The following is a 20,482-nucleotide window of genomic DNA, read 5'->3' as shown; positions in this document are numbered from 1 at the left end:
GAGCACGGGGTATGGAAGACCTATTGCGCCGGCTGTCGTCCAACCTGCCGCGCGCCGCCTGGGCACGGTATGGGATCACGCTGCTGCTGGTCGGGCTGACGGCATTGCTGCGTTATGCGCTCGACCCGCTGCTGTTCAAATACCCGTTCCTGGTCTTCCTCCCGACCATCTTCGTGATCTCGCTGCTGCTCGACCGCGGGTCGGGCTATCTGTCGGTGGCCTTGTCGGGGCTGTGTTCGGCTTGGTTCTTCATGAAGCCGGAGGGGGTGCTGTGGATCGCCGAGCCGGGCGACCAGTTGGCCTTCCTCATTTACATGGGCCTCGGCTTCGGCATTGCCGGAGGTGCCCACGCCCTGCGCCGGGCGAACGAGCGGCTGCGCCTGTCCTCCGAACGGCTGTTCGCCGCCAATGCGGAAAAGGATCTGATGCTGCACGAGATCCACCACCGCATCCGCAACGACCTGCAACAGATCTGTGCCCAGCTGACGCTCGCCGCCCACAAGTCGGGGGCCGGGCAGGACATCGTCAGCGGCACCATCGAGCGGATCGGCGTGCTGGCCCGCGTCTATGTCCGGCTGCGCCGGGTGGAGGGCGTCAACATCGTCAGTTCGAAGGACTTCCTGGAAAGTCTGGTGGAGGACATCCAGCTCGGCGTCGTCGGGGTGCGGCCGGTGTCGGTCAGCGCCGAGGTGGACGACGCCGACCTCGACATGGGCGTCGCGGTGGCGGTCGGCACCATCGCCAACGAGTTGATCACGAATGCGCTGAAATACGCTTTCCCTGACGGCTGCGCCGGCCGCATCGACCTGAGCTTCCGCAGGGAGGCGGCGGAGTGCGTGCTGTGCGTCTGCGACGACGGGGTGGGCATCCTGTCGGAGCGGCCGCAGGGGACCGGGCTGGGTGGCCGGATCATGCGGCAGCTTGCCCTGCAACTGCAGGGCAGCCTGGACATCGGACCCCAGCTGCCGCATGGGGTGAAGGCGACCCTGCGCTTTCCCTGCTGCCGGGCGGCGGCGGTGGATGACGGTTCCGCCGCCCCATGAAAAGAGGGGCCGCGCCGGTGTGGCGCGCCCCCGTCCAGGGAACATCCGGACTGTCGGTGCAGCGCTTCAGGTCCATCGGCTTGATTCCGGCGGCCACCGACCTGGCGCCCTCGCTCAAGTTTGGGTGGGCGTCAAGATGGGGGGCGATCCTGCCGGCAGCCTGCTTCCGTGTACCGCGGATGATGGTGGGCAGGCCCAGGCGGCCGGTTGACGGAAACGGCCGCCCACCGGGTGTGATGGGCGGCCGCGCTGTCCGATGACTGGCGATCGGTCCGGCCGATCAGTACGGGCAGTTCACGTTCGGCGCGTTGTTGAGCGTCGAACTCACACCGGCCATCACGTAGCCGGAGGCGATCGGCGTGACCTGGGTCTGCGTCGAGATCACCCCGGTGATCGTAGCACCGGCACCCGAGGCGGCGCCGCTCGTGAGGGCGCAGGTCCAGGACGTGCCGCTCGGCGAGGTGGTCTTGTTCATCGAAGCGACGTTGTAGCAGTTGCCGCCGGTCAGGCTGAACTGGCCCATCGCCGACTTCCATTCGCTGCCGGCGCCCTTGCCGTAGAAATTGTTCGCCGCGACGACGACGGTGCCGGAGGTGTTGGTCAGGCCATTGCCGACGTTGGTGATCACGACGCCGACTTCGGTCGCCACCGTGTCGGAGAGGATCACCGTGGCATCGGTGTTCAGGCAGAAGGCGAAATTCTGCGGCGGCAGGGCAGACAGCACCACGGGCTTCGGCTGCGCGTTGGCGGCCCCGGCCGACAGTACGGCGACGATCGAGAATACGGTGGCGAGTGCAAACGACTTCATTTGAATGACCTCTTGTTTCAAGGAATGAACGCACCCTCTTTAGGGCTGAATATGCAAAGAGTCACGGCTCAATAGTAGAAATATGCAACATAATACGTCCGTAACCGAGAAATTATCTCATAAAATAACAACCATTGAATGCTGTCCGTTGTTTCGTCGTCGCCACCATTCAATTGCATTCATTTGCCCTAATAAACCTTCTGGGCGTAGGCGGAATCGACACCGAATCGGGTTGGCGGAGCAGCGCTCCGAGCGATGTTCGAGGCTCCGAACCGACGCCTCGACCGTCGTCGCAATTAATCTGCATCAACGCGGCGCCTTCGCGGGTGCGCTACGCTGGCCGGCGTGAAGCACAGCGCCGGCCGCGGGCCGTTTGCGATGTTCGCGCCAAACAGCTCCCCGACCGGCGGCCACCATAACGGGAGGACGCCATGGTCATGATGAAAGCGGCGGTGTTCGTCGAACCGGGCCGCATCGTGCTGGACGACAAGCCGATCCCCGACGTCGGACCGCTCGACGCGCTGATCCGCATCACCACGACGACGATCTGCGGCACCGACATCCACATCCTGAAGGGCGAATATCCGGTCGTCCGCGGCCTGACCATCGGCCATGAACCGGTGGGCATCATCGAGAAGCTGGGCTCCACCGTCACCGGCTACCGCGAGGGCCAGCGGGTGATCGCCGGGGCCATCACCCCCAGCGGCCACAGCAACGCCTGCCTGTGCGGCTGCCATTCCCAGGACGGCGCCGGCACCGCCCATGGCTGGAAGCCGCTGGGCGGCTGGCGCTTCGGCAACAGCATCGACGGCTCCCAGGCCGAGTATCTGCTGGTGCCCGACGCGATGGTCAACCTCGCCGCCGTACCCGATGGGCTGACGGACGAGGAGGTGCTGATGTGCCCCGACATCATGTCCACCGGATTCGCCGGGGCGGAGCGCGGCAACATCCGCATCGGCGACACGGTGGCGGTGTTCGCGCAGGGGCCCATCGGCCTGTGCGCCACCGCCGGGGCCAAGCTGAAGGGCGCCACCACCATCATCGGCGTCGACACCGTGCCGGCGCGGCTGGAGATGGCGCGGCGGATGGGGGCCGACCATGTGGTGGATTTCCGCAGCGTCGATCCGGTGGAGGAGATCCTGCGGCTGACCAATGGCCGCGGCGTCGATGTCGCCATCGAGGCGCTGGGCACCCAGGCGACCTTCGAGGCGGCGCTGCGCGTGCTGCGGCCGGGCGGCACGCTGTCCAGCCTGGGCGTCTATTCCGGCGACCTGCGCCTGCCGCTGGGTCCGTTCGCCGCCGGGCTGGGCGACCACACCATCGTCACCTCGCTCTGCCCCGGCGGCAAGGAGCGGATGCGCCGGCTGATGGGCGTCGTCGCCTCCGGCCGCGTCGACCTGAAGCCGCTGGTCACCCACCGTTTCCCGCTGGAGCGGATCGAGGAGGCTTACGAGCTGTTCGGCCACCAGCGCGATGGCGTGCTGAAGGTGGCGATCACGCCGTGAAGCTTAAATGAAAAGAAGCCCCTCTTCCGGAAGGAAGAGGGGCTTTCCAAGGTCACGCGCAACACCAGAGAAGGAGAGACGATACGCGAGGAAAGCAGAGGCTTACTTCGCCAGATCGACGGCTTCGGCCAGACGCTTCACCGCCTCCTGCGAGGTCATGGTGGAGTTGAAGTGGGCGGTGACGACATCCAGGAAGGCGCCGCGGACGGCGCCGGGGACCGCCATCTCGTGCGCCATCGACGGAACCGCGCTGTTGCTGTCGATGGCGGTCTTCAGGTCGTCCATCGACTTGACGGCACATTCGTCGAAGCTGTCGCGCGCCATGTCCTGGCGGGCGGGGATCGAGCCCTTCAGCACGTTGAAGGTCTCCTGGAACTTCTTGCCCAGGATCAGCTTGGCCAGCAGCTTCTGGCCGGCGGCGCGGTCGGCGTTGGCCGAGGTGAACATGACGAAGCTGTCGGAATTCACGATATAGCCGGACTGGCCCGGCACATGGGCGCAGACGAAATCCTTGCCCGGCACCTTGCCGGCGGCGGTCAGCTCGCCCTTCTCCCAGTCGCCCATGATCTGCATGGCGGCCTGTCCGTTCATCAGCAGGCCGGCGGCGAGGTTCCATTCGCGGCCGGGGAAGCCGTCGTCGACATAGCCGCGCAGCTTGCGCATCTGGTCGAACACCTTGACCATGGTGTCGCTGGTCAGCGCCTTGGCATCCAACTCCACCAGCGCCTTGCGATAGAAGTCGGGACCGCCGAGGCCGAGGGTGACATCCTCGAACAGGGCGCCTTCCTGCCAGGGCTGGCCACCATGGGCCAGCGGGATGATGCCGGCGGCCTTCAGCTTGTCGGCGGCGGCGTTGAACTCGTCCCAGGTCTTCGGAATGGCGACGCCGGCCTTCTGCATCACCTGCGGATTGACCCACATCCAATTGACGCGGTGGATGTTCACCGGCACGGCATAGTAATGGCCCTTGTAGGTCACCACGTCGCGGATCTGCGGTGGCAGGATGGCGTCCCAATTCTCCGCCTTGGCGACCTCGTCCAGCGTCGCCAGCTTGCCCTGCGCCGCCCAGTCCTTGATGTTCGGCCCCTTCAGCTGCACGGCGTTCGGCGGATCGCCGGCCAGCACGCGGGAGCGCAGCACGGTGCTGGCCGCGTCGCCACCGCCGCCCGCCACCGGCGCGTCGATCCACTTGCCGCCTGCAGCCTCGAAATCCTGGCGCAGCGCGCCGGCGGCCTTCGATTCACCGCCGGAGGTCCAGTAATGCAGAACCTCCACCGCCGGCTCGGCGTTGGCGGGGGCGGCAAGCAGGGCGCCGGCCATTACGGTCGCCAAGGCGGTCATGCTGAGGATGGATTTGCGCAGAGACGGCATTTCGGACATTTCCCCCTGTTTCCTTCTTCGTTCGATCTTCGAGTTGGCCTTGGCTGTCAGCCGTTTGGCCGCTGGAGGAACTCTATCCCGCGTGCAATTCGGCGCCCGGACTATTTGGTAACAACGCCTTTTCACGGTCGCGCTCCTGTTACGCAACCGTTACAAACGGGCGCGCGCGCCGCACTGTACCCGGACCGGCGGGGGAGGCTACACTCGGGCCCAACGAACAAGAAAGCCCGGATGGAATAGGGAAGGGACGCCATGGAGCGCGCGCGCCATCTCCTGGTCGTGGATGACGATCCCGAGATCCGGGACATGCTGCATGATTTCCTGGTGAAGAGCGGCTTCCGCGTCTCCACCGCCGGCGATGGGCGCGAGATGACGCGGGTGCTGGCGCAATGGCCGGTCGATCTCATCGTGCTCGACGTGATGCTGCCGGGGGAGGACGGGACCAGCCTGTGCCGCTCGCTGCGCGCCAAATCGGAGACCCCCGTCATCATGCTGACCGCCATGGGCAGCGAGGTCGACCGCATCGTCGGGCTGGAGGTCGGGGCCGACGACTATCTGGTGAAGCCCTTCAGCGCACGCGAACTGCTGGCCCGCATCCGTGCCATCCTGCGCCGCTGCGGCGGGCCGGAGCCGGTGCGCGAACGGCCGCGCGTACTGGGCTTCGCCGGCTGGTCGCTCGACCAGGGGCGGCGCGAGCTGCGCACGCCGGACCGGGTGGTGGTCCATCTCAGCCAGGGCGAATACGCCCTGCTCGGCACGCTGCTGGAACGGGCGCCGCAGGTGGTGGAGCGCACCGAACTGCTGGAGAAGCATCGCGGCGACACCTCGATTCCCTTCGACCGCAGCATCGACATCCAGATCAGCCGCCTGCGCCGCAAGCTGGAGGAGGGGCCGGGCGGCTCGGCGCTGATCAAGACGGTGCGCGGCATCGGCTACCAGTTCACCGCGGCGGTGGTGGACCATGGCGAATCCGTCTCTTCCGGAATAAGCCGTGGCGCTTGAGCGCTTGCTGCCGGCCCGGCTGCGCGCCACCCGCCTGCGCCACCGCATCCTGGCGGCGATGGTGGCGCTGCTGGCCCTGACCCATGGCGGGGCGCTGGTCGGCATGCGGCTGGTCGACGACCGCGCGCGGGAATTGCTGACCGCCCACCGGCTGGGACCGGCGATGGCGGCGGCGGTGGAGGCGGCCGACCGCGCGGTGCTGGACGGGATTGCCGCCGGGCCGGCGCTGGCGTTGAGTGGGCTGCCCGACCTGTCGGTGTCCTGGCAGGGGCCCGGCACCCCGACCGTGCCGTCCGGCTGGGTGCTGGACGGGGTCGCCGACGCACCGCGCCCGGTGTTCGTCGCCGCCCAGCGTGCCCTGCTGTCGCTCCATTCCGCTCGTGCCCAGACGCTGGCGGAATCCTTGTCCCTGGTGGCGGAGGACACCGCGGCACAGCTGCGCGACGCCCGCGTCTATGTCCAGCTTGCCGGCGGCGGCTGGCTGGAGTTCGCCAGTCCGCGCTTTTGGCGGCCGCGGACCACGCCGTTCGAGATGGTTCTGGCCGGTGTGGCGGCTTTCGGTCTGGCGCTGGGGCTGCTGCTCTGGCTGCCCGGCCGGCTGGTCCGCCCGCTGGAATCGCTGGCCGAGCAGGCGACCCGCCCGCACGACCGCCTGCACCCCCGCCCGCTGCCGGAGGACGGGCCGGAAGAGGTCGCCTCGCTGGCCCGCGCCTTCAATCAGGCGCGCAATGCCCTGCGCGACCTGATGGAGGGGCGCACCCATCTGCTGGCGGCGATCAGCCACGATCTACGCACCCCGGCGACGAGGCTGCGGCTGCGCGCCGAATATGTCGATGACGACGTGCTGCGCACCAAGATGATGGCCGACATCGACGAGATGGCGGCGATGGTCACCGCGACGCTGGAGTTCCTCGGCGACGACGTGCTGCGCGAGGAGGTGGAGGTGGTCGCCTTCGCCAGCCTGCTGCAGAGCCTGTGCGACGACTATGCCGACACCGGCTCCCCGGTGACCTACCACGAACCGCCGCCGCTCCAGTTCGCCGCCGTCCGCACCATCTTCGGCGGTGGTGTGGAGCGCAGCGACCGCTTCGAGCAGGCGCGCCAGCTCCGCCTTGCCGGTCGCCCGTCCAGCCTGCGCCGCGCCTTCGCCAACCTGATCGACAACGCCATCAAATACGGCGAGCGCGCCACCGTCTCCGTCGATGCCGACGCCGCCGAGATCGTCGTCGATGTCTGCGACGAGGGGCCGGGCATCCCGGAGGCGGAGGTCGCCAATGTCTTCAAGCCCTTCGTCCGGCTGGAGGGCTCCCGCAACCGCAAGACCGGCGGCAGCGGGCTCGGCCTGTCCATCGTGAAGTCGATCGTCGAGGCGCACCAGGGACGGATCGAGCTGAGCAACCGCGCCAGCGGCGGGCTGCGGGTGCGGGTGACGCTGCCGCGGATGTTGTGAGAGAGGGGCATTCCAGGGCAATCCCCCTCTCCCCAGGGGGGAGAGGGGATCAAGTGTCGGGAGACCGCTCCCCGCTCACTTGTCCCAAGCCGGCGCCAGCCCCGCCGGGCTGACGATTCGCCCGTTCGGTTGCGCCAGCTTCGCAATCGCGGCCATGTCGCCTTCGTCCAGCGCGAAGTCAAAAACTGCGAAGTTCTCCGGCACCCGCTCCGGCTTGGCGGTCTTGGACAGTACGATATGGCCCAGCTGGATCAGCCAGCGCAGCGTCACCTGGGCCGCCGTCTTGCCGTACTTGGCGCCGATCCGCTGCAACTCCGGATCGCGTGGCACCTTGCCGTCGGCCATGGCGTAATAGGCGGTGATCGCCACGCCCAGTTCCCTGGCCGCCGCCGCCATCGCGCTCTGGTCGAGATAGGGGTGGACCTCGATCTGGTTGGTGACGATGGGGGCCTGGCTGCGCTCGACCGACTCCCGCAGTTGGGCAATGTTCTGGTTGCTGACGCCGATGAAGCGGGTCTTGCCGGCGGCCTGCACGGCGTTCAGCATTTCGATCTGCTCGGCGATGGCGACCTGATCGGCCGGCCAGTGCAGCAGCAGCAGGTCCACCCGGTCGACCTTCAGCTTTTCCAGGCTTTCGTCGACCGACGCGGCGAACGGGCCAGGACTGTACTTGTCGACCCAGACCTTGGTGGTCAGGAACAGCTCATCGCGGCGGGATCCTGCCGCTTGCAGGGCGCGGCCGAGTGCCGCCTCGTTACGGTAGATCTGCGCGGTGTCGAAATGACGGAAGCCGGCCTCCAGGGCGGCGGGGACCACCCGTTCGACCTCGTCGTCCGACATGCGGAAAACGCCGAATCCCAGTGCGGGAATCTCGGCACCATTGGCCTTCACTGTCTGCATCCTGTTTTCTCCTGATCGGCGCCGAGGCGCGTTCCCGTGGGTTGGATGCAGACATATGGCGGAAGACGCGGTCTGCAAACCGCCTCTACCGCCATATCACCTGTGAACCGAATTCGCAGATCGAACCCTGAGGACCGTCACATCAGCTTGTCGAGCGTGATCGGCAGATCGCGGATGCGCTTGCCGGTGGCGTTGTAGACGGCGTTGGCGACGGCGGCACCCACGCCGGTGATGCCGATCTCGCCGATGCCGCGGGCGCCCATCGGCGCCTGCGGGTCGGGGATGTCGGTGTAGAGGATCTCGATGGCGGGAACGTCCATCTGCACCGGCACGTGATACTCGGCCAGCGAGGCGTTGACGATGCGGCCGGTGCGCGGATCGAAGTTGGTCTCCTCGGTCAGCGCCAGACCGATCCCCATGATGATGCCGCCCTTGAACTGGCTGGTCGCCGTCTTGGCGTTCAGGATGCGGCCTGCGTCGAAGGAGCCGAGGAAGCGCGAGACGCGGACTTCTCCGGTGACCTCGCTCACCCGGACCTCGCAGAACTGCGCGCCGTAGGAGTGCATGGAGAAGGCTTCCATCTCCGCCGGCGGCGGGGCTTCGGCCTCGCAGACCAGCTCGTCGCGTCCCGACCGGCGGAGGATCGATTCGTAGCTTTCGAAGCGTGCGGCATCGTCGCAGTGGCCGATGCCGCCGTCCCGCGTCTCGACCTCGGCCAGCGACAGGCCGGCCAGCGGTGAGTCGTTGCCGGCGAGCTTCAGCAACTCCTCGACGAAGACCTCCGTCGCGGCGATGACGGCGCCACCGATGGAGGCGGTCTGCGTCGAGCCGCCGGCGATCACCCCGCGCGGCAGGCTGGTGTCGCCATACTCGAAGGTGACTTGGGTAAGGGGAACGCCGAGTCGGGCGGCGATGTGCTGGGCCTGCGCCGTCGCCGTACCCATGCCCATGTCATGCACCGCCGTCGAGACGGTGACCTGACCGCCGGCCGTCAGCCTGATCCGCGCCGCACCGCCGGGGAAGCGGTGGTAGGGATAGGTCGCCGTCGCGCAGCCCATGCCGATCAGCCACTCGCCGCCCCGCCGCTGGCGCGGCGTCGGGCTGCGGTGGTTCCAGCCGAACCGTTCCGCGCCCTTGTCATAGGCGTCTATCAGGTGGCGGGCGGAGAAGGGCTTGCCGCTGGTCGGATCCTTGTCCGGCTCGATGCGCCGGCGCAGCTCGATGGGATCGAGGCCGAGCTTTTCCGCCAGCTCGTCGATCGCGCATTCCAGCGCGAAGGTGCCGACGGACTCGCCCGGCGCCCGCATGAAGGTGTTCGCCAGCATGTCCATGTCGGCGACTTCCTGGGCCAGCCGGATGGTCTTGGCGGCATAGAGATGGCGGGCCGGGAAGGTGAATTGTTCGGGGCAGGAGTTGTGGGAGGTCATCGCCACGATGCCGGTGTGGATCAGCGCGTCGAGCCTGCCGTCGGCACTGGCGCCGAGCGCCACTCGTTGTTCCGTCAGTGTCCGGCCGCCGACCACGCGGAACACCCCCTCGCGCGACAGCATGATGCGCACCGGCCGGCCAGCGAGTTTCGCGGCGGCGCAGGCCAGGATCTGGTGATCCCACAGGCATTTGCCGCCGAAGCCGCCACCGACATAGGGGGAGGAGACGCGGACCTTGTCCGCCTCCAGCCCGAAGATGTCGGCCAGCTGTCCGGCGGTCAGGTCGAGAAGCTGGCTGGCGTCATGCACCCTCAACTCTTCGCCGGTCCAGGCGACGGTCGCCGCATGCAGCTCGATGGCGTTGTGGTTGTGCCGCGGCGTCCGGTAGATCTGGTCCACCTGGACCGCCGCGCCTTTCAGGGCGGCTTCGGCGTCGCCGATCTCGACGACCGGCGGCTGGCCCAGGAGATTGTCCAATTGGCGGGGCGTCTTCCTGGCCTCGTCGAACGAGGTCACGGCCGGCAGAGGCGCATAGTCGGCGGTGACCAGCGAGGCGGCATGATCGGCCTGTTCCTGTGTCTCGGCGAGGACGACGGCGATGGGCTGGCCGTTCCAATGGATCTCGTCATTCTGCATGACCGGCAGGTCGCTTGCCCCGGCGGCGGTCGGCGACGACATCATCAGCGACGGCGCCTTCATCCGCGGTGCGTTGCGGTGGGTCATCACCAGCACGACGCCGGGAGCCGCTTCGGCCGCCGCGGTGTCGAGCGCCGTGATCCGCCCGCGCGCGATGGTGCTGAAGGCGAGCGCCGCATAGCAGAGGCCCTCATAGGGAAATTCGGCGGCGAAACGCGCCTTGCCCTGGACCTTCAACGGCCCGTCGATGCGCGAGACCGGCTGGCCCAGTGAACCGTATCCCTGGGCGCCATGCTTGCGCAGCATCGGATCCTGCGTGACCGCCGGCTGCCAGCGGCCGGGCAGGGCTGGTTGGGGCGCGGCGGCGTCGGATTGCGCGCTCATGCGTCATCTCCTGTCAGGTTGCCGAGGACGGCGACGATCGTCCGTTTCGCCAGCTCGATCTTGAAGGCGTTGTCGCGGAGCCCGGTCGCGGCGGCGAGTTCCGCTTCGGCGGCGGCGCGGAAGCTCTCCGGAGTGGCCGGCCGGCCCTTCAGCGCGGCTTCGGCCGCCGAAGCCCGCCACGGCTTGTGGGCGACGCCGCCGAGCGCCAGCCGCAAGTCGCGCACCGTGCCGTCGTTGTCGAGATCGAGGGCGGCGGCGACCGACACCAGCGCGAAGGCGTAGCTCGCGCGGTCGCGCACCTTGCGGTAGGTCGAGCGGCGGGCGAAGGGCAGGGGCGGGATTTCGACTGCGGTGATCAGCTCGCCCGGTTTCAGCTCCGTCTCGATGTCCGGCCGGTCGCCCGGCAAGCGGTGCAGGTCGGCAAGCGCGATGCTGCGCGGACCGTCCGGGCCGTCCAGATGCACCGTCGCGTCCAGCGCGGCCAGCGCCACGCACATGTCCGACGGGTGCGTGGCGATGCAGGCCGGCGAGGCGCCAAGGATGGCGTGGTAGCGGTTGAAGCCGTCGCGCGCGTCGCAGCCGGTCCCCGGCTGGCGTTTGTTGCAGGCCGCCGCCGTGTCGTAGAAATAGCGGCAGCGGGTGCGTTGCAGGATGTTGCCGCCGACCGTCGCCATGTTGCGGATCTGGGCGCTGGCCCCGGCGAGGATCGCGCGGGCGAGGAGCGGGTAGTGGGTGCGCACATGGCTGTCGGCGGCGAGCGCGGTGTTGGTCGCCGCTGCCCCGATCAGCAGGCCGCCGTCGGCGCGGGGCTCGATCCCGTCCGGCAACCCGGTGACGTCGACCAGCATCTCCGGCCGCTCGACGGTCTCGCGCATCAGATCGACCAGATTGGTGCCGCCACCGAGATAGCGCGCCACGGCGTTGCCCTTGGCCAGTCCGATGGCGGCCGGCGCGTCCGAGGCCCGTTCATAGGTGAAGGGGTTCATGCCCGTACCCTCTCCTGGGATGAGGCCGGCGTCTTGACCAGCGTTTCCGAGATGGCCTCGATGATGCCGTTGTAGGCGCCGCAGCGGCAGAGATTGCCGCTCATGCGTTCGCGCAGTTCCCTCTCGTCGATGGCGACGCTGTCCGCCGCAAGGTCGGCGGTGACCACGCTCGGGATGTTGCGTTCGATCTCGCCCGCCATGCCGACGGCGGAACAGAGCTGGCCGGGCGTGCAATAGCCGCATTGGAAGCCGTCATGCTCGACGAAGGCCTGCTGCAACGGATGCAGGGCGCCGTCGATGCCGAGCCCTTCGACGGTGGTGATGCTGCGGCCCTGGTACTGGACCGCCAGCGCCAGACAGGAATTGATGCGTTCGCCGTCGACCAGAACGGTGCAGGCGCCGCAGGCGCCCTGGTCGCAGCCTTTCTTGGTCCCGGTAAATCCCAAACTGTTGCGGAGGAGGTCGAGCAGCGAGCTGCGGATGTCCGCCTCGACCTCGACGCTTTGCCCATTGATGGTGAAGTTCATCAGCGCATTCCCCATGTCGGAACGGGTCCTGCCCGACGGCAGACCACGGCCGGCCCCCGCCTTGCGGGCGGATTGAGCCGGCCTGTTAACCGTCAGCGACGCTGGAAATCACGCTGGGTCGGAAAAAATCCCCCTCTCCCCCCCGGGGAGAGGGTCGGGGTGAGGGGGATGCATAGCGTGGATTATTTGGAGAGCGGGGAGTGCGCGGTTCTTAAAGATCCTCCCAACGCAACCCCCTCACCCTAACCCTCTCCCCGGGGGGGAGAGGGGATTATCGCCGGGGCTCCGGACGCTCAGATCCGCTGTTCGGTCTTCGGGTCGAACAGGTTCGCCCGCGCCATGTCGATCATGAAGTCGGCGGTCTCGCCCTCCGCCACCCGGTCGCTTGGCTTGATGCGGGCGACCACCTCGTGGCCGTTCAGCTCGACATAGGTGATGGTGTCGGCGCCGGTCGGCTCCAGCACATTGACGCCGCAGGCCACCTTCACCAGTGCCGGATTACCGGCGGCGATCGCCGGGTCGTGGCAGGTGATTGCCTCCGGACGGATGCCCAGGATCACCTCCTGGCCCAGCCAGTTGCCGGCCTGCTCCGGCGCCTGGAACAGCGGCAGGAAGCCGCTGCGCTCGCGCCCGACGCTGATGCCCAGCCGGTCGCCTTCGGCCGACAGCGTGCCGCGGACGAAGTTCATGGTGGGGGAGCCGATGAAGCTCGCCACATACATGTTGGCCGGGCGTTCGTAGACCTCCTGCGGCGGGGCGAACTGCTGGACGACGCCCTCCTTCATGATGGCGATGCGGCTGGCCAGCGTCATCGCCTCGATCTGGTCGTGGGTGACGTAGACCACGGTGGTGCCGAGCCGCTGGTGCAGCTTCTTGATCTCGGTGCGCATGTCGACGCGCAGCTTGGCGTCCAGGTTGGACAGCGGCTCGTCGAACAGGAACACTTTGGGGTCGCGGACCAGGGCGCGGCCCATGGCGACGCGCTGGCGCTGGCCGCCCGACAGCTGCGCCGGCTTGCGGTCGAGCAGATGCTCGATCTGCAGCAGCCGGGCAACGCGGCGGATGGCGCCCTCGCGCTCCGCCTTGGCCTGCCCGCGCATCTCCAGCGAGAAGCCGATGTTCCGCGCCACCGTCATGTTGGGGTAGAGCGCGTAGGACTGGAACACCATGGCGATGTCGCGGTCCTTGGGATGGACCTCGTTGACCACGCGCTGGTCGATGCGGATCTCGCCGGCGCTGATCGTCTCCAGGCCGGCGATCATGTTGAGCAGGGTGGATTTCCCGCAGCCGGAGGGCCCGAGCAGGACGAGGAATTCGCCGTCCGTCAGGTCCAGGTCGATGCCCTTCAGGACCTCGACGCTGCCATACTGCTTGCGGACGTTGTTGATGCTGAGAGTCGCCATCGGAAGATCACCCCTTGACGGAGCCGGCGGTCAGACCGCGGATGAAGTATTTGCCGGCGAGCACATAGACGACGAGGGTGGGCAGGCCGGCGATCATCGCCGCCGCCATGTCGACGTTGTACTGCTTCACGCCGGTGGTGGTGTTGACGAGGTTGTTCAGCGCGACCGTCACCGGCTGGGCGCCGCCCGCCGCGAAGGACGCCCCGAACAGGAAGTCGTTCCAGATCTGGGTGAACTGCCAGATGATCGTCACCACCAGGATCGGCAGCGACAGCGGCAGCATGATCCTGGTGAAGATCTGGAAGAAGCCGGCGCCGTCGATGGTCGCAGCCTTCACCAGATCGTCGGGGATGCTGACGTAGTAATTGCGGAAGAACAGGGTGGTGAAGGCGAGGCCGTACACCACATGGACCAGGATCAGCCCGCCGGCACTGCCGGCCAGCCCAAGGAAGCCCAGCGTCTGCGCCATGGGCAGCAGGATCACCTGCGACGGCAGGAAGCTGCCGAACAGGATCATGCCGAAGACGACGTTGGCGCCGCGGAACCGCCACTTGGTCAGGGCATAGCCGTTCAGCGCCCCGAAGAAGGTGGAGATGACGACCGCCGGCCCGACGATGACCAGGGAATTCAGGAAATAGGGCGCCATGCCGCGGCAGTCGGCGCCGATGCAGGCGCGGTTCCAGGCATAGGTCCAGGCATCCAGGCTGAAATCGCGCGGCAGCGACAGCAGCGATCCGGTGCGGATCTCCTCCGGGCTCTTGAAGGAGGTGGTGATCATCAGCAGCAGCGGTAGCAGGTAATAGGCCGCGAACAGCAGGAGGATCAGGTACAGGCCCCAGCGGGCGATGCGGGCGCCGGTGCCCTGCGCCGGCGGCAGGGCGGAGGTCAGGCTAGACACGCTTGCCTCCCTTCAGTTCGGAATAGAGGTAGGGCACGATGATCGCCACCACGGTCGCCAGCATCATCAGCGCGCTGGCCGAGCCGATGGCGATCTGGTTGCGGCGGAAGGTCATCTCGTACATGAAGGTCGCCGGCAGGTCGGACGCATAGCCGGGACCGCCGCCGGTCAGCGCCACCACGAGGTCGTAGCTCTTGACCGCGAGGTGGGCGAGGATGACGAAGGCGCTCATGAACACCGGCCGGATCGACGGCAGGACGATGCCCCAATAGATGCGCGGCAGGCTGGCGCCGTCGAGATAGGCGGCCTTGATGATCTCCTGATCGACGCCGCGCAGTGCCGCCAGGAACAGCGCCATCACGAAGCCGGAGCTTTGCCAGACCGCGGCGATCACCAGCGTGTAGACGGCGGTGTCCTGCTGGACGATCCAGTCGAAGGTGAAGCCGGGAAAGCCCAGGTCGCGGACGAACTGCTGGATGCCGATGCCGGGATTGAGGATCCATTTCCAGGCGGTGCCGGTGACGATGAAGCTGAGCGCCATCGGGTAGAGATAGATGGTGCGCAACGCCCCTTCGCCGCGGATGCGCTGGTCGAGCAGCACCGCCAGCAGGATGCCGACGATCAGGCTGATGCCGATGAACAGACCGCCGAAGATCAGCAGATTCTCGATGGCGACGTACCAGCGCTCGATCCGCCACAGCTTGGCGAAGGCGTCGGCGCCGACCAACTCGTAAGACGGCAGCATCCTGGAATTGGTGAAGCTGATATAGACCGTCCAGACGATGAAGCCGTAGACGAACAGCAGGATCGCCGCGAAGGACGGGGCGACCACCAGCTTCGACAGATGCCGCTGAGCCAGCGCACGCAGCCCGCCGATCTTGTGTGGGGTGGCGCTGCTGGGGGCGGCCTCTTCCCCGGCTGCCGGCCGGTAGGATGGGGTCTGCAAGGTCATGGTGCGATACTCGGCGGGCTTTGGGCCGGCTTCGCACACGGATGCAGGTCGCGCATGTCGGTTCCCTCCCGTGACGCGTTGCTGTTGGACCGCCGCGGCAAGGTCGCTCGTCCGGCGGTCGTTCGCTTGGCGGTCACTGTACGCCGCCGATGATGTGCCGGGCGGACAATTTGGTAACGCGGCGCTTTCCCGGCGCCAGCGTTGTTACGCAACCGTTACACAGAGGGCCGCCCGACCGGCCAGGACGATGCTATGCCGATGCGGTCGCTGTTGCGCCGGGGCCGGGTGGACGCCATGGTCTGTTGAGCGATATGCCCGCGGGGCAAGATTTTCGGGAAGAGGACCCAAGACGATGAAGAGCCTGTCGGTCGGTCTGCTGGGCTTCGGCCTTGCCGGGTCGGTGTTCCACGCGCCGCTGATCCGGAGCGAACCGCGCCTGCGCCTGACGGCGGTCGCCAGTTCGCGCATCGACGACATCCGCCGCAGCGTGCCGGGGGCCGAGGCGACGACGGCCGAGGCGGTGATCGCCGATCCCGCCATCGACCTCGTGGTGATCGCCACCCCCAACACCAGCCATGCCCCGCTGGCCCGCGCGGCTCTGCTGGCCGGCAAGCATGTGGTGATCGACAAGCCGGTGGCGACCAGCGCGGCGGAGGCCGACGAGCTGATCGAGCTGGCCAAGCGGCAGGGCCGGCTGCTGTCCGTCTTCCACAACCGGCGCTGGGACAACGACTTCCTGACCCTGCGCGCCTGCCTGGAGGCGGGCGAGATCGGCCGCCCCTATCATTACGAGGCGCATTACGACCGTTTCCGCCCGCAGATCAAGCAGGGCTGGCGCGAGCAGACGCTGGCCGGCTCTGGCGTGCTGTTCGACCTGGGCGCCCACCTGATCGATCAGGCGCTGACCCTGTTCGGCATGCCCGACCGCGTCCTCGCCGACGTCGGCGCCCAGCGGCCGGACGCGCAGGTCGACGACTGGTTCCACATCGTGCTCGGCTATGGGCCGATGCGGGCGATCCTGCATTGCGGAACGGTGGTCTGCCGACCGGGTCCGCGCTTCCAGCTGCATGGCGACGGCGGCAGCTTCCTCAAGTACGGCATGGACGGGCAGGAGGCGGCCCTGCGTGCCGGCGGCCTGCCGACCGAAGCCGGCTGGGGTGTCGACGAGCCGGAGAACCATGCCCTGCTGGTCAAGGCCGACGGCACGGAACGCCGGGTGGAGACCATCCCCGGCGACTATCCCGCCTTCTACCGCGGCGTGGCGGCGGCCATCCTCGACGGCGCTCCGCTGCCGGTGACCGCCGAGCAGGCGCGCGACGTGCTGAGCGTGCTGGAAGCGGTGCGCAAGGCGGCGGGCCTGCCGGCCTGATGTCTCACCCCCGTCCCCTCAATTTTTCCAGGGCACCACGCCCAGTGGCAGGCGGCGGCCCAGCGCTCCGGCGGCGACCATCGCGGCCAATACCACCAGGATGGCGATGACGCCAAGGGCGGCGCCCAGCGTCGGGCTGCCGCCCTCCTCCAGCGCATAGACGACGACGCCCAGCGTCTCGCGCCCCTGCGACCACAGCAGGATGGAGACGGTCAGTTCGTTGAAGGCGGTCAGGAAGACCAGCAGCCCGCCGGCCGCCGCCGCCGGGGCGACCAGCGGCGCCACCACCGTCACCAGTCGCCGCAGCGGTCCGGCCCCCAGCGCGCGCGCTGCCTCCTCCACGGCCGGATCGAGCGCCGCGCAGGCCGCCTGCACCGGCCGCAGGGCCAGCGGCAGGAAGCGGACCAGATAGGCCGCCAGGATGATCCACAGCGTGCCGTAGAGGCTGACGCCCAGCCCCGGCAGCGGCTTCAGGAACAGCAGGATGCAGCCGATGCCCAGCACCACCCCCGGCACGGCATGCGGCAGTTCCACCAGCACGCCGACCGCCCGTGCGATCCGCCCGGTTCCGCCGCCCAGCGCCATGGCATGGGCCAGCGGCACCGCCAGCAGGGCGAGCAGCGCCGCCGCCGATCCCGACAGCAGCAGCGAATTGGCAAAGGCCCGTCCGACCTGATCGAGCGCCAGCACCTCGCGGTAATGGGCCAGCGTCAGCGTGCCGAAGCCGATCGGCAGGCCATAGACGCTGACGAGGCTGGTCGCCAGCAGCGCGGTCAGCGGCGCTGCGACCAGCAGTGCCAGCACACCCCAGGCAAGCAGTTCCACGGTCATGCGGGCGCGCCCGAGCGGCACCGGCGCCAGCGGCCGGGCGCCGCCGGGCAGGCGGCTGGCGATGCGCGCCTGCAGGATGGTCTGGAGGGCGATGCCCAAACAGGCGACGAGGCCGATCAGCGCCGCCAGCACCGCCACTTCCGGCAGGGCGGACGGTCCGAAGCCGGCCAGCCGCCGGTAGATCAGCGTCGGCAGCATCGGAATGCCGGCCGGCACGCCGAGCAGCGCCGGCACCCCGAAATTTCCCAGAGCCGCGACGAAGGCCATGGCCAACCCGGCGATCAGCCCCGGCAGGCAGAGCGGCAGCACCACGCCGCGCACCGCCCGCCACGGTCCGGCCCCCGACGCCCGCGCCGCTTCCAGCACGTCGCCGGGAATCGCCCGCAGTGCGGCCCGCAGGGCGAGGAAGACCAGCGGCGCATGCTCGATCCCCATCACCAGGATCATTCCCGCGGAGGACTGCACCGGGTTCGCCGTGCCGACCGGCGGAGCGAGGCCGAGCGGCTTCAGGATCGGGCTGCCCGACCCGGCGAGATGGGTCCAGGCCATCGCCACGATCTGCGGCGGGATCATCAGCGGCAGGATCAGGGCGAAGGTCGTCGCAGTGCGGGCGCGCAAGTTCGTCAGCCCGATCAGCAGGGCGAACGGCCCGCCGATCAGTGCTGCGGCCAATGTGGCGCCCGCGGCGATGGCGATGCTGTTGGTGGTGGCCCGCCATGTCACGGGAGAATCGAGCACGCGGGTCAGCACCGCGGCGTCGCCGGCCTCCCACAACAGGCGCAGCACGGGCAGAAGGACGATCAGCCCGACGAGCAGCGGCCAGCCGGGCAAAATGTGGAAAGCGCTTTTTCTCGCCCTCTGCCCACCCGGGGCGATCTCCCTCTCCCCCCCGGGGAGAGGGTCGGGGTGAGGGGGATGCATTGCGTGGATTTTCACAGACGGATCGGGATACGCGATTCTTGTAGATCCTCGCAACGCGTCCCCCTCACCCTAACCCTCTCCCCAGGGGGGAGAGGGGAGCACCCGTTTTCATAGCCACACCCTCACCCGCCGAACAGGTCGGCGAAGGCGCGCTTGTTGGCGTCGTCCTCGGCCAGCGCCTTGGCCGGGTCGTAGGGCAGCAGCGTGATGCCGGTCGGGTCGGGGAAGCCCGGCGGCGGGTTCACCCCCGGCAGCGCCGGCAGGAAACCCTGGGCTGAGGCCAGTTCCTGCCCCTCGCGGCTCAGCAGGAAGTCGATGAAGGCCTTCGCCGCCGCCGGATTCTTGGCGGTGCTGAGGATCGCCACCGGCTCGCTGACCGCGCTGACACCCTCCTTGGGGAAGACGAAGGCGACGGGGGCGCCCTTCAGATGCTCGCGGATCGGCAGGTAGTCGACGACCATGCCGTAGAGCTTCGCACCGCCGGCTACGTCCTTCAGGATGCCGCCATTGCCCTTGGCGGCGGTGACGCCATTGCGCTGCAACGCCTCGTAATAGGCCATGCCCAGCGCCGGCTGCGCCTTGATCGACGCCATATGGATGGCGGCGGCGCCGGAATAGAGCGGGCTCGGCATCACCGTGCTGCCCTTGGCCTCCGGCTTCAGCAGATCCTGCCAGGAGGCCGGCTTCATCGGGGCAGCGGTGTTGTAGACGATGCCGGTGGTGATCAGCTTGGTGCCGAACCAGTAGCCTTGCGCATCGTGGGTGCCGGGGCGGTAGCCGGCCACCGGAGCGCCGGCATAGGGTTGCAGCCGCTTTTCCGCCTTCAGCGATTCCATCGTCACCGCGTCGGCGATCAGCAGCAGGTCCGGCTGTGGCGCCCCGGCGGTGAACTCGGCGCGCAGCTTGTTCATCAGCTCGGTGGTGCCGTTGCGGATCCACTCCACCTCGACGCCGGGATTCTTCGCCTTGAAGGCCTCCACCGTCTGACGGGCATCCGGCTCCAGCTGCGAGGTGTAGAGCACCAGCTTGCCGGTGGCACCGTCGGCCAGCGCCGCCTGGGAAATGGCGGCATGACCGAGCGCCAGCGTCAGGACCGTGGCGAAGGTGGCGAGGAACGCCTTCATCTCTGTCGTCTCCGTTGGATCGGGAGCCTTGTCTTACGCGATGCCCATGACAGGCGCGTGACAATGGACGGAAAGGCCCAGCTAGTCGATCAGCTTTCCATCCATGAAGAAGGGATAGGGACCGTCATAGTCGCCGATCACCGCGGTGTGGCTGACCACGCCGGTGTCGGCGCGCCACATGTGGATCTGATAGCCGGGCGGCTCCATCACGAAGGCCGACGGCGCGTCGTCGCGCAGGTCGAGCGCCACCTGATGCGCGGTGGAGGGGGCGGTCGAGGCGATGGTGCCGGCCCAGCGCACCTGGATCGGCCGGTGCAGATGGCCGCACAGCACCCGTTCCACCTGCGGATGGCGGCGGACCACGTCGGCCATGGCGTCGGCGCCGCTCAGCCCCAGCCGGTCCATGTGGCCGATGCCGGTGGCGAAGGGCGGGTGGTGCTGGAAGACGATGGTCGGCCGCTCCGGTTGCTCGGCCAGCCGCGCGTCGAGCCAGCCGAGCCGCTCGGCGCAGACCTCGCCTGCGCCGGAACCCGGCAGGACGGTGTCCATGGCGATCAGGCGTACCGGCCAGTCCTCCACCGTGTAGTGGAAGAAGGAGCTGTCGCCGACGCGGGCGGCCAGATCGGGAAAGGCGCGGGCGAGGCCGGCACGCTCGTCATGGTTGCCCGGCACCGCGAAGAGCGGGATGTCGAGCGGCCGCAGCAGGCCGAGCAGACGTTCGTACTCCTCGGCATGGCCGGCATCGACGAGGTCGCCGGTGGCGAGGATGACGTCCGGACGGGGTGTCAGCGCCAGGACGGCGGCGACGGCGCGCTCCAGGAAGGGGGCGGTATCGACGCGCCGGTAGGCGAGGCGGCCGGGCGGCTTGATGTGGGTGTCGGTGATCTGGACGATGATCATGGATGGACTCGTTTGCGAATTCAGGGGGGCGATCGG

Annotated in this window: 17 protein-coding genes; 5 read left to right on the top strand and 12 right to left on the bottom strand. The window is 68.3% G+C overall.

Annotated features, from left to right (window positions below; genetic code table 11):
- Window positions 1–11: 11 nt before the first annotated feature.
- Window positions 12–1,043 (top strand): sensor histidine kinase, encoded by a 1,032-nt coding sequence (locus J2848_RS31485; protein ID WP_170307219.1) that lies wholly within the window; start codon window positions 12–14, stop codon window positions 1,041–1,043.
- Between the two features lie 280 nt (window positions 1,044–1,323).
- Here J2848_RS31485 and J2848_RS31480 read toward each other — a convergent pair whose 3' ends face one another.
- Window positions 1,324–1,851 carry a hypothetical protein gene (locus tag J2848_RS31480; protein WP_149234332.1) on the bottom strand — a complete coding sequence of 176 codons (528 nt, stop codon included), beginning with the start codon at window positions 1,849–1,851 and terminating at the stop codon, window positions 1,324–1,326.
- 431 nt (window positions 1,852–2,282) lie between these two features.
- On the opposite strand from J2848_RS31480, the gene J2848_RS31475 reads away from it, so the two are divergent.
- Entirely contained in the window at window positions 2,283–3,356 is a 1,074-nt protein-coding gene (locus J2848_RS31475; protein WP_149234333.1) for an NAD(P)-dependent alcohol dehydrogenase, read from the top strand.
- Window positions 3,357–3,458: 102 nt separating this feature from the next.
- On the opposite strand, the gene J2848_RS31470 is transcribed toward J2848_RS31475, so the two are convergent.
- Entirely contained in the window at window positions 3,459–4,736 is a 1,278-nt protein-coding gene (locus J2848_RS31470; RefSeq protein WP_246194273.1) for an ABC transporter substrate-binding protein, read from the bottom strand.
- Window positions 4,737–4,988: 252 nt separating this feature from the next.
- On the opposite strand from J2848_RS31470, the gene J2848_RS31465 reads away from it, so the two are divergent.
- Window positions 4,989–5,738 (top strand): response regulator, encoded by a 750-nt coding sequence (locus tag J2848_RS31465; RefSeq protein ID WP_149234334.1) that lies wholly within the window; start codon window positions 4,989–4,991, stop codon window positions 5,736–5,738.
- Window positions 5,728–7,188, top strand: coding sequence for an ATP-binding protein (locus J2848_RS31460; protein ID WP_149234335.1), 1,461 nt, complete (start codon window positions 5,728–5,730; stop codon window positions 7,186–7,188). Before J2848_RS31465 ends, J2848_RS31460 begins: the two co-directional genes overlap by 11 nt.
- A gap of 75 nt (window positions 7,189–7,263) precedes the next feature.
- Here J2848_RS31460 and J2848_RS31455 read toward each other — a convergent pair whose 3' ends face one another.
- The 7 genes from J2848_RS31455 to J2848_RS31425 form a co-directional block, all read right to left on the bottom strand.
- A complete protein-coding gene (locus tag J2848_RS31455; RefSeq protein ID WP_149234336.1) occupies window positions 7,264–8,088 on the bottom strand; it encodes an aldo/keto reductase in 825 nt (274 codons plus the stop codon).
- Window positions 8,089–8,225: 137 nt separating this feature from the next.
- Window positions 8,226–10,535: a xanthine dehydrogenase family protein molybdopterin-binding subunit gene (locus tag J2848_RS31450; RefSeq protein WP_149234337.1), complete on the bottom strand. Its 2,310-nt coding sequence runs from the start codon at window positions 10,533–10,535 to the stop codon at window positions 8,226–8,228.
- Window positions 10,532–11,521: an FAD binding domain-containing protein gene (locus tag J2848_RS31445; RefSeq protein WP_149234338.1), complete on the bottom strand. Its 990-nt coding sequence runs from the start codon at window positions 11,519–11,521 to the stop codon at window positions 10,532–10,534. The genes J2848_RS31450 and J2848_RS31445 overlap by 4 nt, the downstream gene beginning before the upstream one ends.
- Entirely contained in the window at window positions 11,518–12,048 is a 531-nt protein-coding gene (locus tag J2848_RS31440) for a 2Fe-2S iron-sulfur cluster-binding protein (protein ID WP_149234339.1), read from the bottom strand. Before J2848_RS31440 ends, J2848_RS31445 begins: the two co-directional genes overlap by 4 nt.
- A gap of 293 nt (window positions 12,049–12,341) precedes the next feature.
- Window positions 12,342–13,451, bottom strand: a complete 1,110-nt coding sequence (locus tag J2848_RS31435) for an ABC transporter ATP-binding protein (RefSeq protein ID WP_149234340.1) — start codon at window positions 13,449–13,451, stop codon at window positions 12,342–12,344.
- A gap of 7 nt (window positions 13,452–13,458) precedes the next feature.
- Entirely contained in the window at window positions 13,459–14,349 is an 891-nt protein-coding gene (locus J2848_RS31430; protein WP_149234341.1) for a carbohydrate ABC transporter permease, read from the bottom strand.
- Window positions 14,342–15,301, bottom strand: a complete 960-nt coding sequence (locus J2848_RS31425; RefSeq protein WP_246194276.1) for a carbohydrate ABC transporter permease — start codon at window positions 15,299–15,301, stop codon at window positions 14,342–14,344. Before J2848_RS31425 ends, J2848_RS31430 begins: the two co-directional genes overlap by 8 nt.
- Before the next feature lie 352 nt (window positions 15,302–15,653).
- On the opposite strand from J2848_RS31425, the gene J2848_RS31420 reads away from it, so the two are divergent.
- Complete coding sequence (locus J2848_RS31420; RefSeq protein WP_149234342.1) at window positions 15,654–16,670, top strand: oxidoreductase; 1,017 nt, start codon at window positions 15,654–15,656, stop codon at window positions 16,668–16,670.
- 18 nt (window positions 16,671–16,688) lie between these two features.
- Here the strand turns inward: J2848_RS31420 and J2848_RS31415 are convergent, their stop codons facing one another.
- The 3 genes from J2848_RS31415 to J2848_RS31405 form a co-directional block, all read right to left on the bottom strand.
- Window positions 16,689–18,332, bottom strand: coding sequence for an ABC transporter permease (locus J2848_RS31415; protein ID WP_246194278.1), 1,644 nt, complete (start codon window positions 18,330–18,332; stop codon window positions 16,689–16,691).
- Between the two features lie 212 nt (window positions 18,333–18,544).
- Window positions 18,545–19,546, bottom strand: a complete 1,002-nt coding sequence (locus tag J2848_RS31410) for an ABC transporter substrate-binding protein (RefSeq protein WP_149234344.1) — start codon at window positions 19,544–19,546, stop codon at window positions 18,545–18,547.
- 81 nt (window positions 19,547–19,627) lie between these two features.
- Entirely contained in the window at window positions 19,628–20,446 is an 819-nt protein-coding gene (locus J2848_RS31405; RefSeq protein WP_149234345.1) for a phosphodiesterase, read from the bottom strand.
- Between the last annotated feature and the right edge of the window lie 36 nt (window positions 20,447–20,482).

Source organism: Azospirillum lipoferum (assembly GCF_024170005.1).
GTDB classification, from domain to species: domain Bacteria; phylum Pseudomonadota; class Alphaproteobacteria; order Azospirillales; family Azospirillaceae; genus Azospirillum; species Azospirillum lipoferum.
Note: the sequence above shows the minus strand (reverse complement) of the source record. Positions and strands in the feature narration are given on the sequence as shown.

What these genes read in the sequence shown, in the direction of transcription:
- J2848_RS31450 (WP_149234337.1), bottom strand. Translation starts at nt 10,535, where the DNA reads ATGAGCGCGCAATCCGACGCCGCCGCGCCCCAACCAGCCCTGCCCGGC.
- J2848_RS31485 (WP_170307219.1), top strand. Translation starts at nt 12, where the DNA reads ATGGAAGACCTATTGCGCCGGCTGTCGTCCAACCTGCCGCGCGCCGCC.
- J2848_RS31420 (WP_149234342.1), top strand. Translation starts at nt 15,654, where the DNA reads ATGAAGAGCCTGTCGGTCGGTCTGCTGGGCTTCGGCCTTGCCGGGTCG.
- J2848_RS31470 (WP_246194273.1), bottom strand. Translation starts at nt 4,736, where the DNA reads ATGTCCGAAATGCCGTCTCTGCGCAAATCCATCCTCAGCATGACCGCC.
- J2848_RS31465 (WP_149234334.1), top strand. Translation starts at nt 4,989, where the DNA reads ATGGAGCGCGCGCGCCATCTCCTGGTCGTGGATGACGATCCCGAGATC.
- J2848_RS31455 (WP_149234336.1), bottom strand. Translation starts at nt 8,088, where the DNA reads ATGCAGACAGTGAAGGCCAATGGTGCCGAGATTCCCGCACTGGGATTC.
- J2848_RS31410 (WP_149234344.1), bottom strand. Translation starts at nt 19,546, where the DNA reads ATGAAGGCGTTCCTCGCCACCTTCGCCACGGTCCTGACGCTGGCGCTC.
- J2848_RS31425 (WP_246194276.1), bottom strand. Translation starts at nt 15,301, where the DNA reads ATGACCTTGCAGACCCCATCCTACCGGCCGGCAGCCGGGGAAGAGGCC.
- J2848_RS31405 (WP_149234345.1), bottom strand. Translation starts at nt 20,446, where the DNA reads ATGATCATCGTCCAGATCACCGACACCCACATCAAGCCGCCCGGCCGC.
- J2848_RS31475 (WP_149234333.1), top strand. Translation starts at nt 2,283, where the DNA reads ATGGTCATGATGAAAGCGGCGGTGTTCGTCGAACCGGGCCGCATCGTG.
- J2848_RS31435 (WP_149234340.1), bottom strand. Translation starts at nt 13,451, where the DNA reads ATGGCGACTCTCAGCATCAACAACGTCCGCAAGCAGTATGGCAGCGTC.
- J2848_RS31480 (WP_149234332.1), bottom strand. Translation starts at nt 1,851, where the DNA reads ATGAAGTCGTTTGCACTCGCCACCGTATTCTCGATCGTCGCCGTACTG.
- J2848_RS31440 (WP_149234339.1), bottom strand. Translation starts at nt 12,048, where the DNA reads ATGAACTTCACCATCAATGGGCAAAGCGTCGAGGTCGAGGCGGACATC.
- J2848_RS31445 (WP_149234338.1), bottom strand. Translation starts at nt 11,521, where the DNA reads ATGAACCCCTTCACCTATGAACGGGCCTCGGACGCGCCGGCCGCCATC.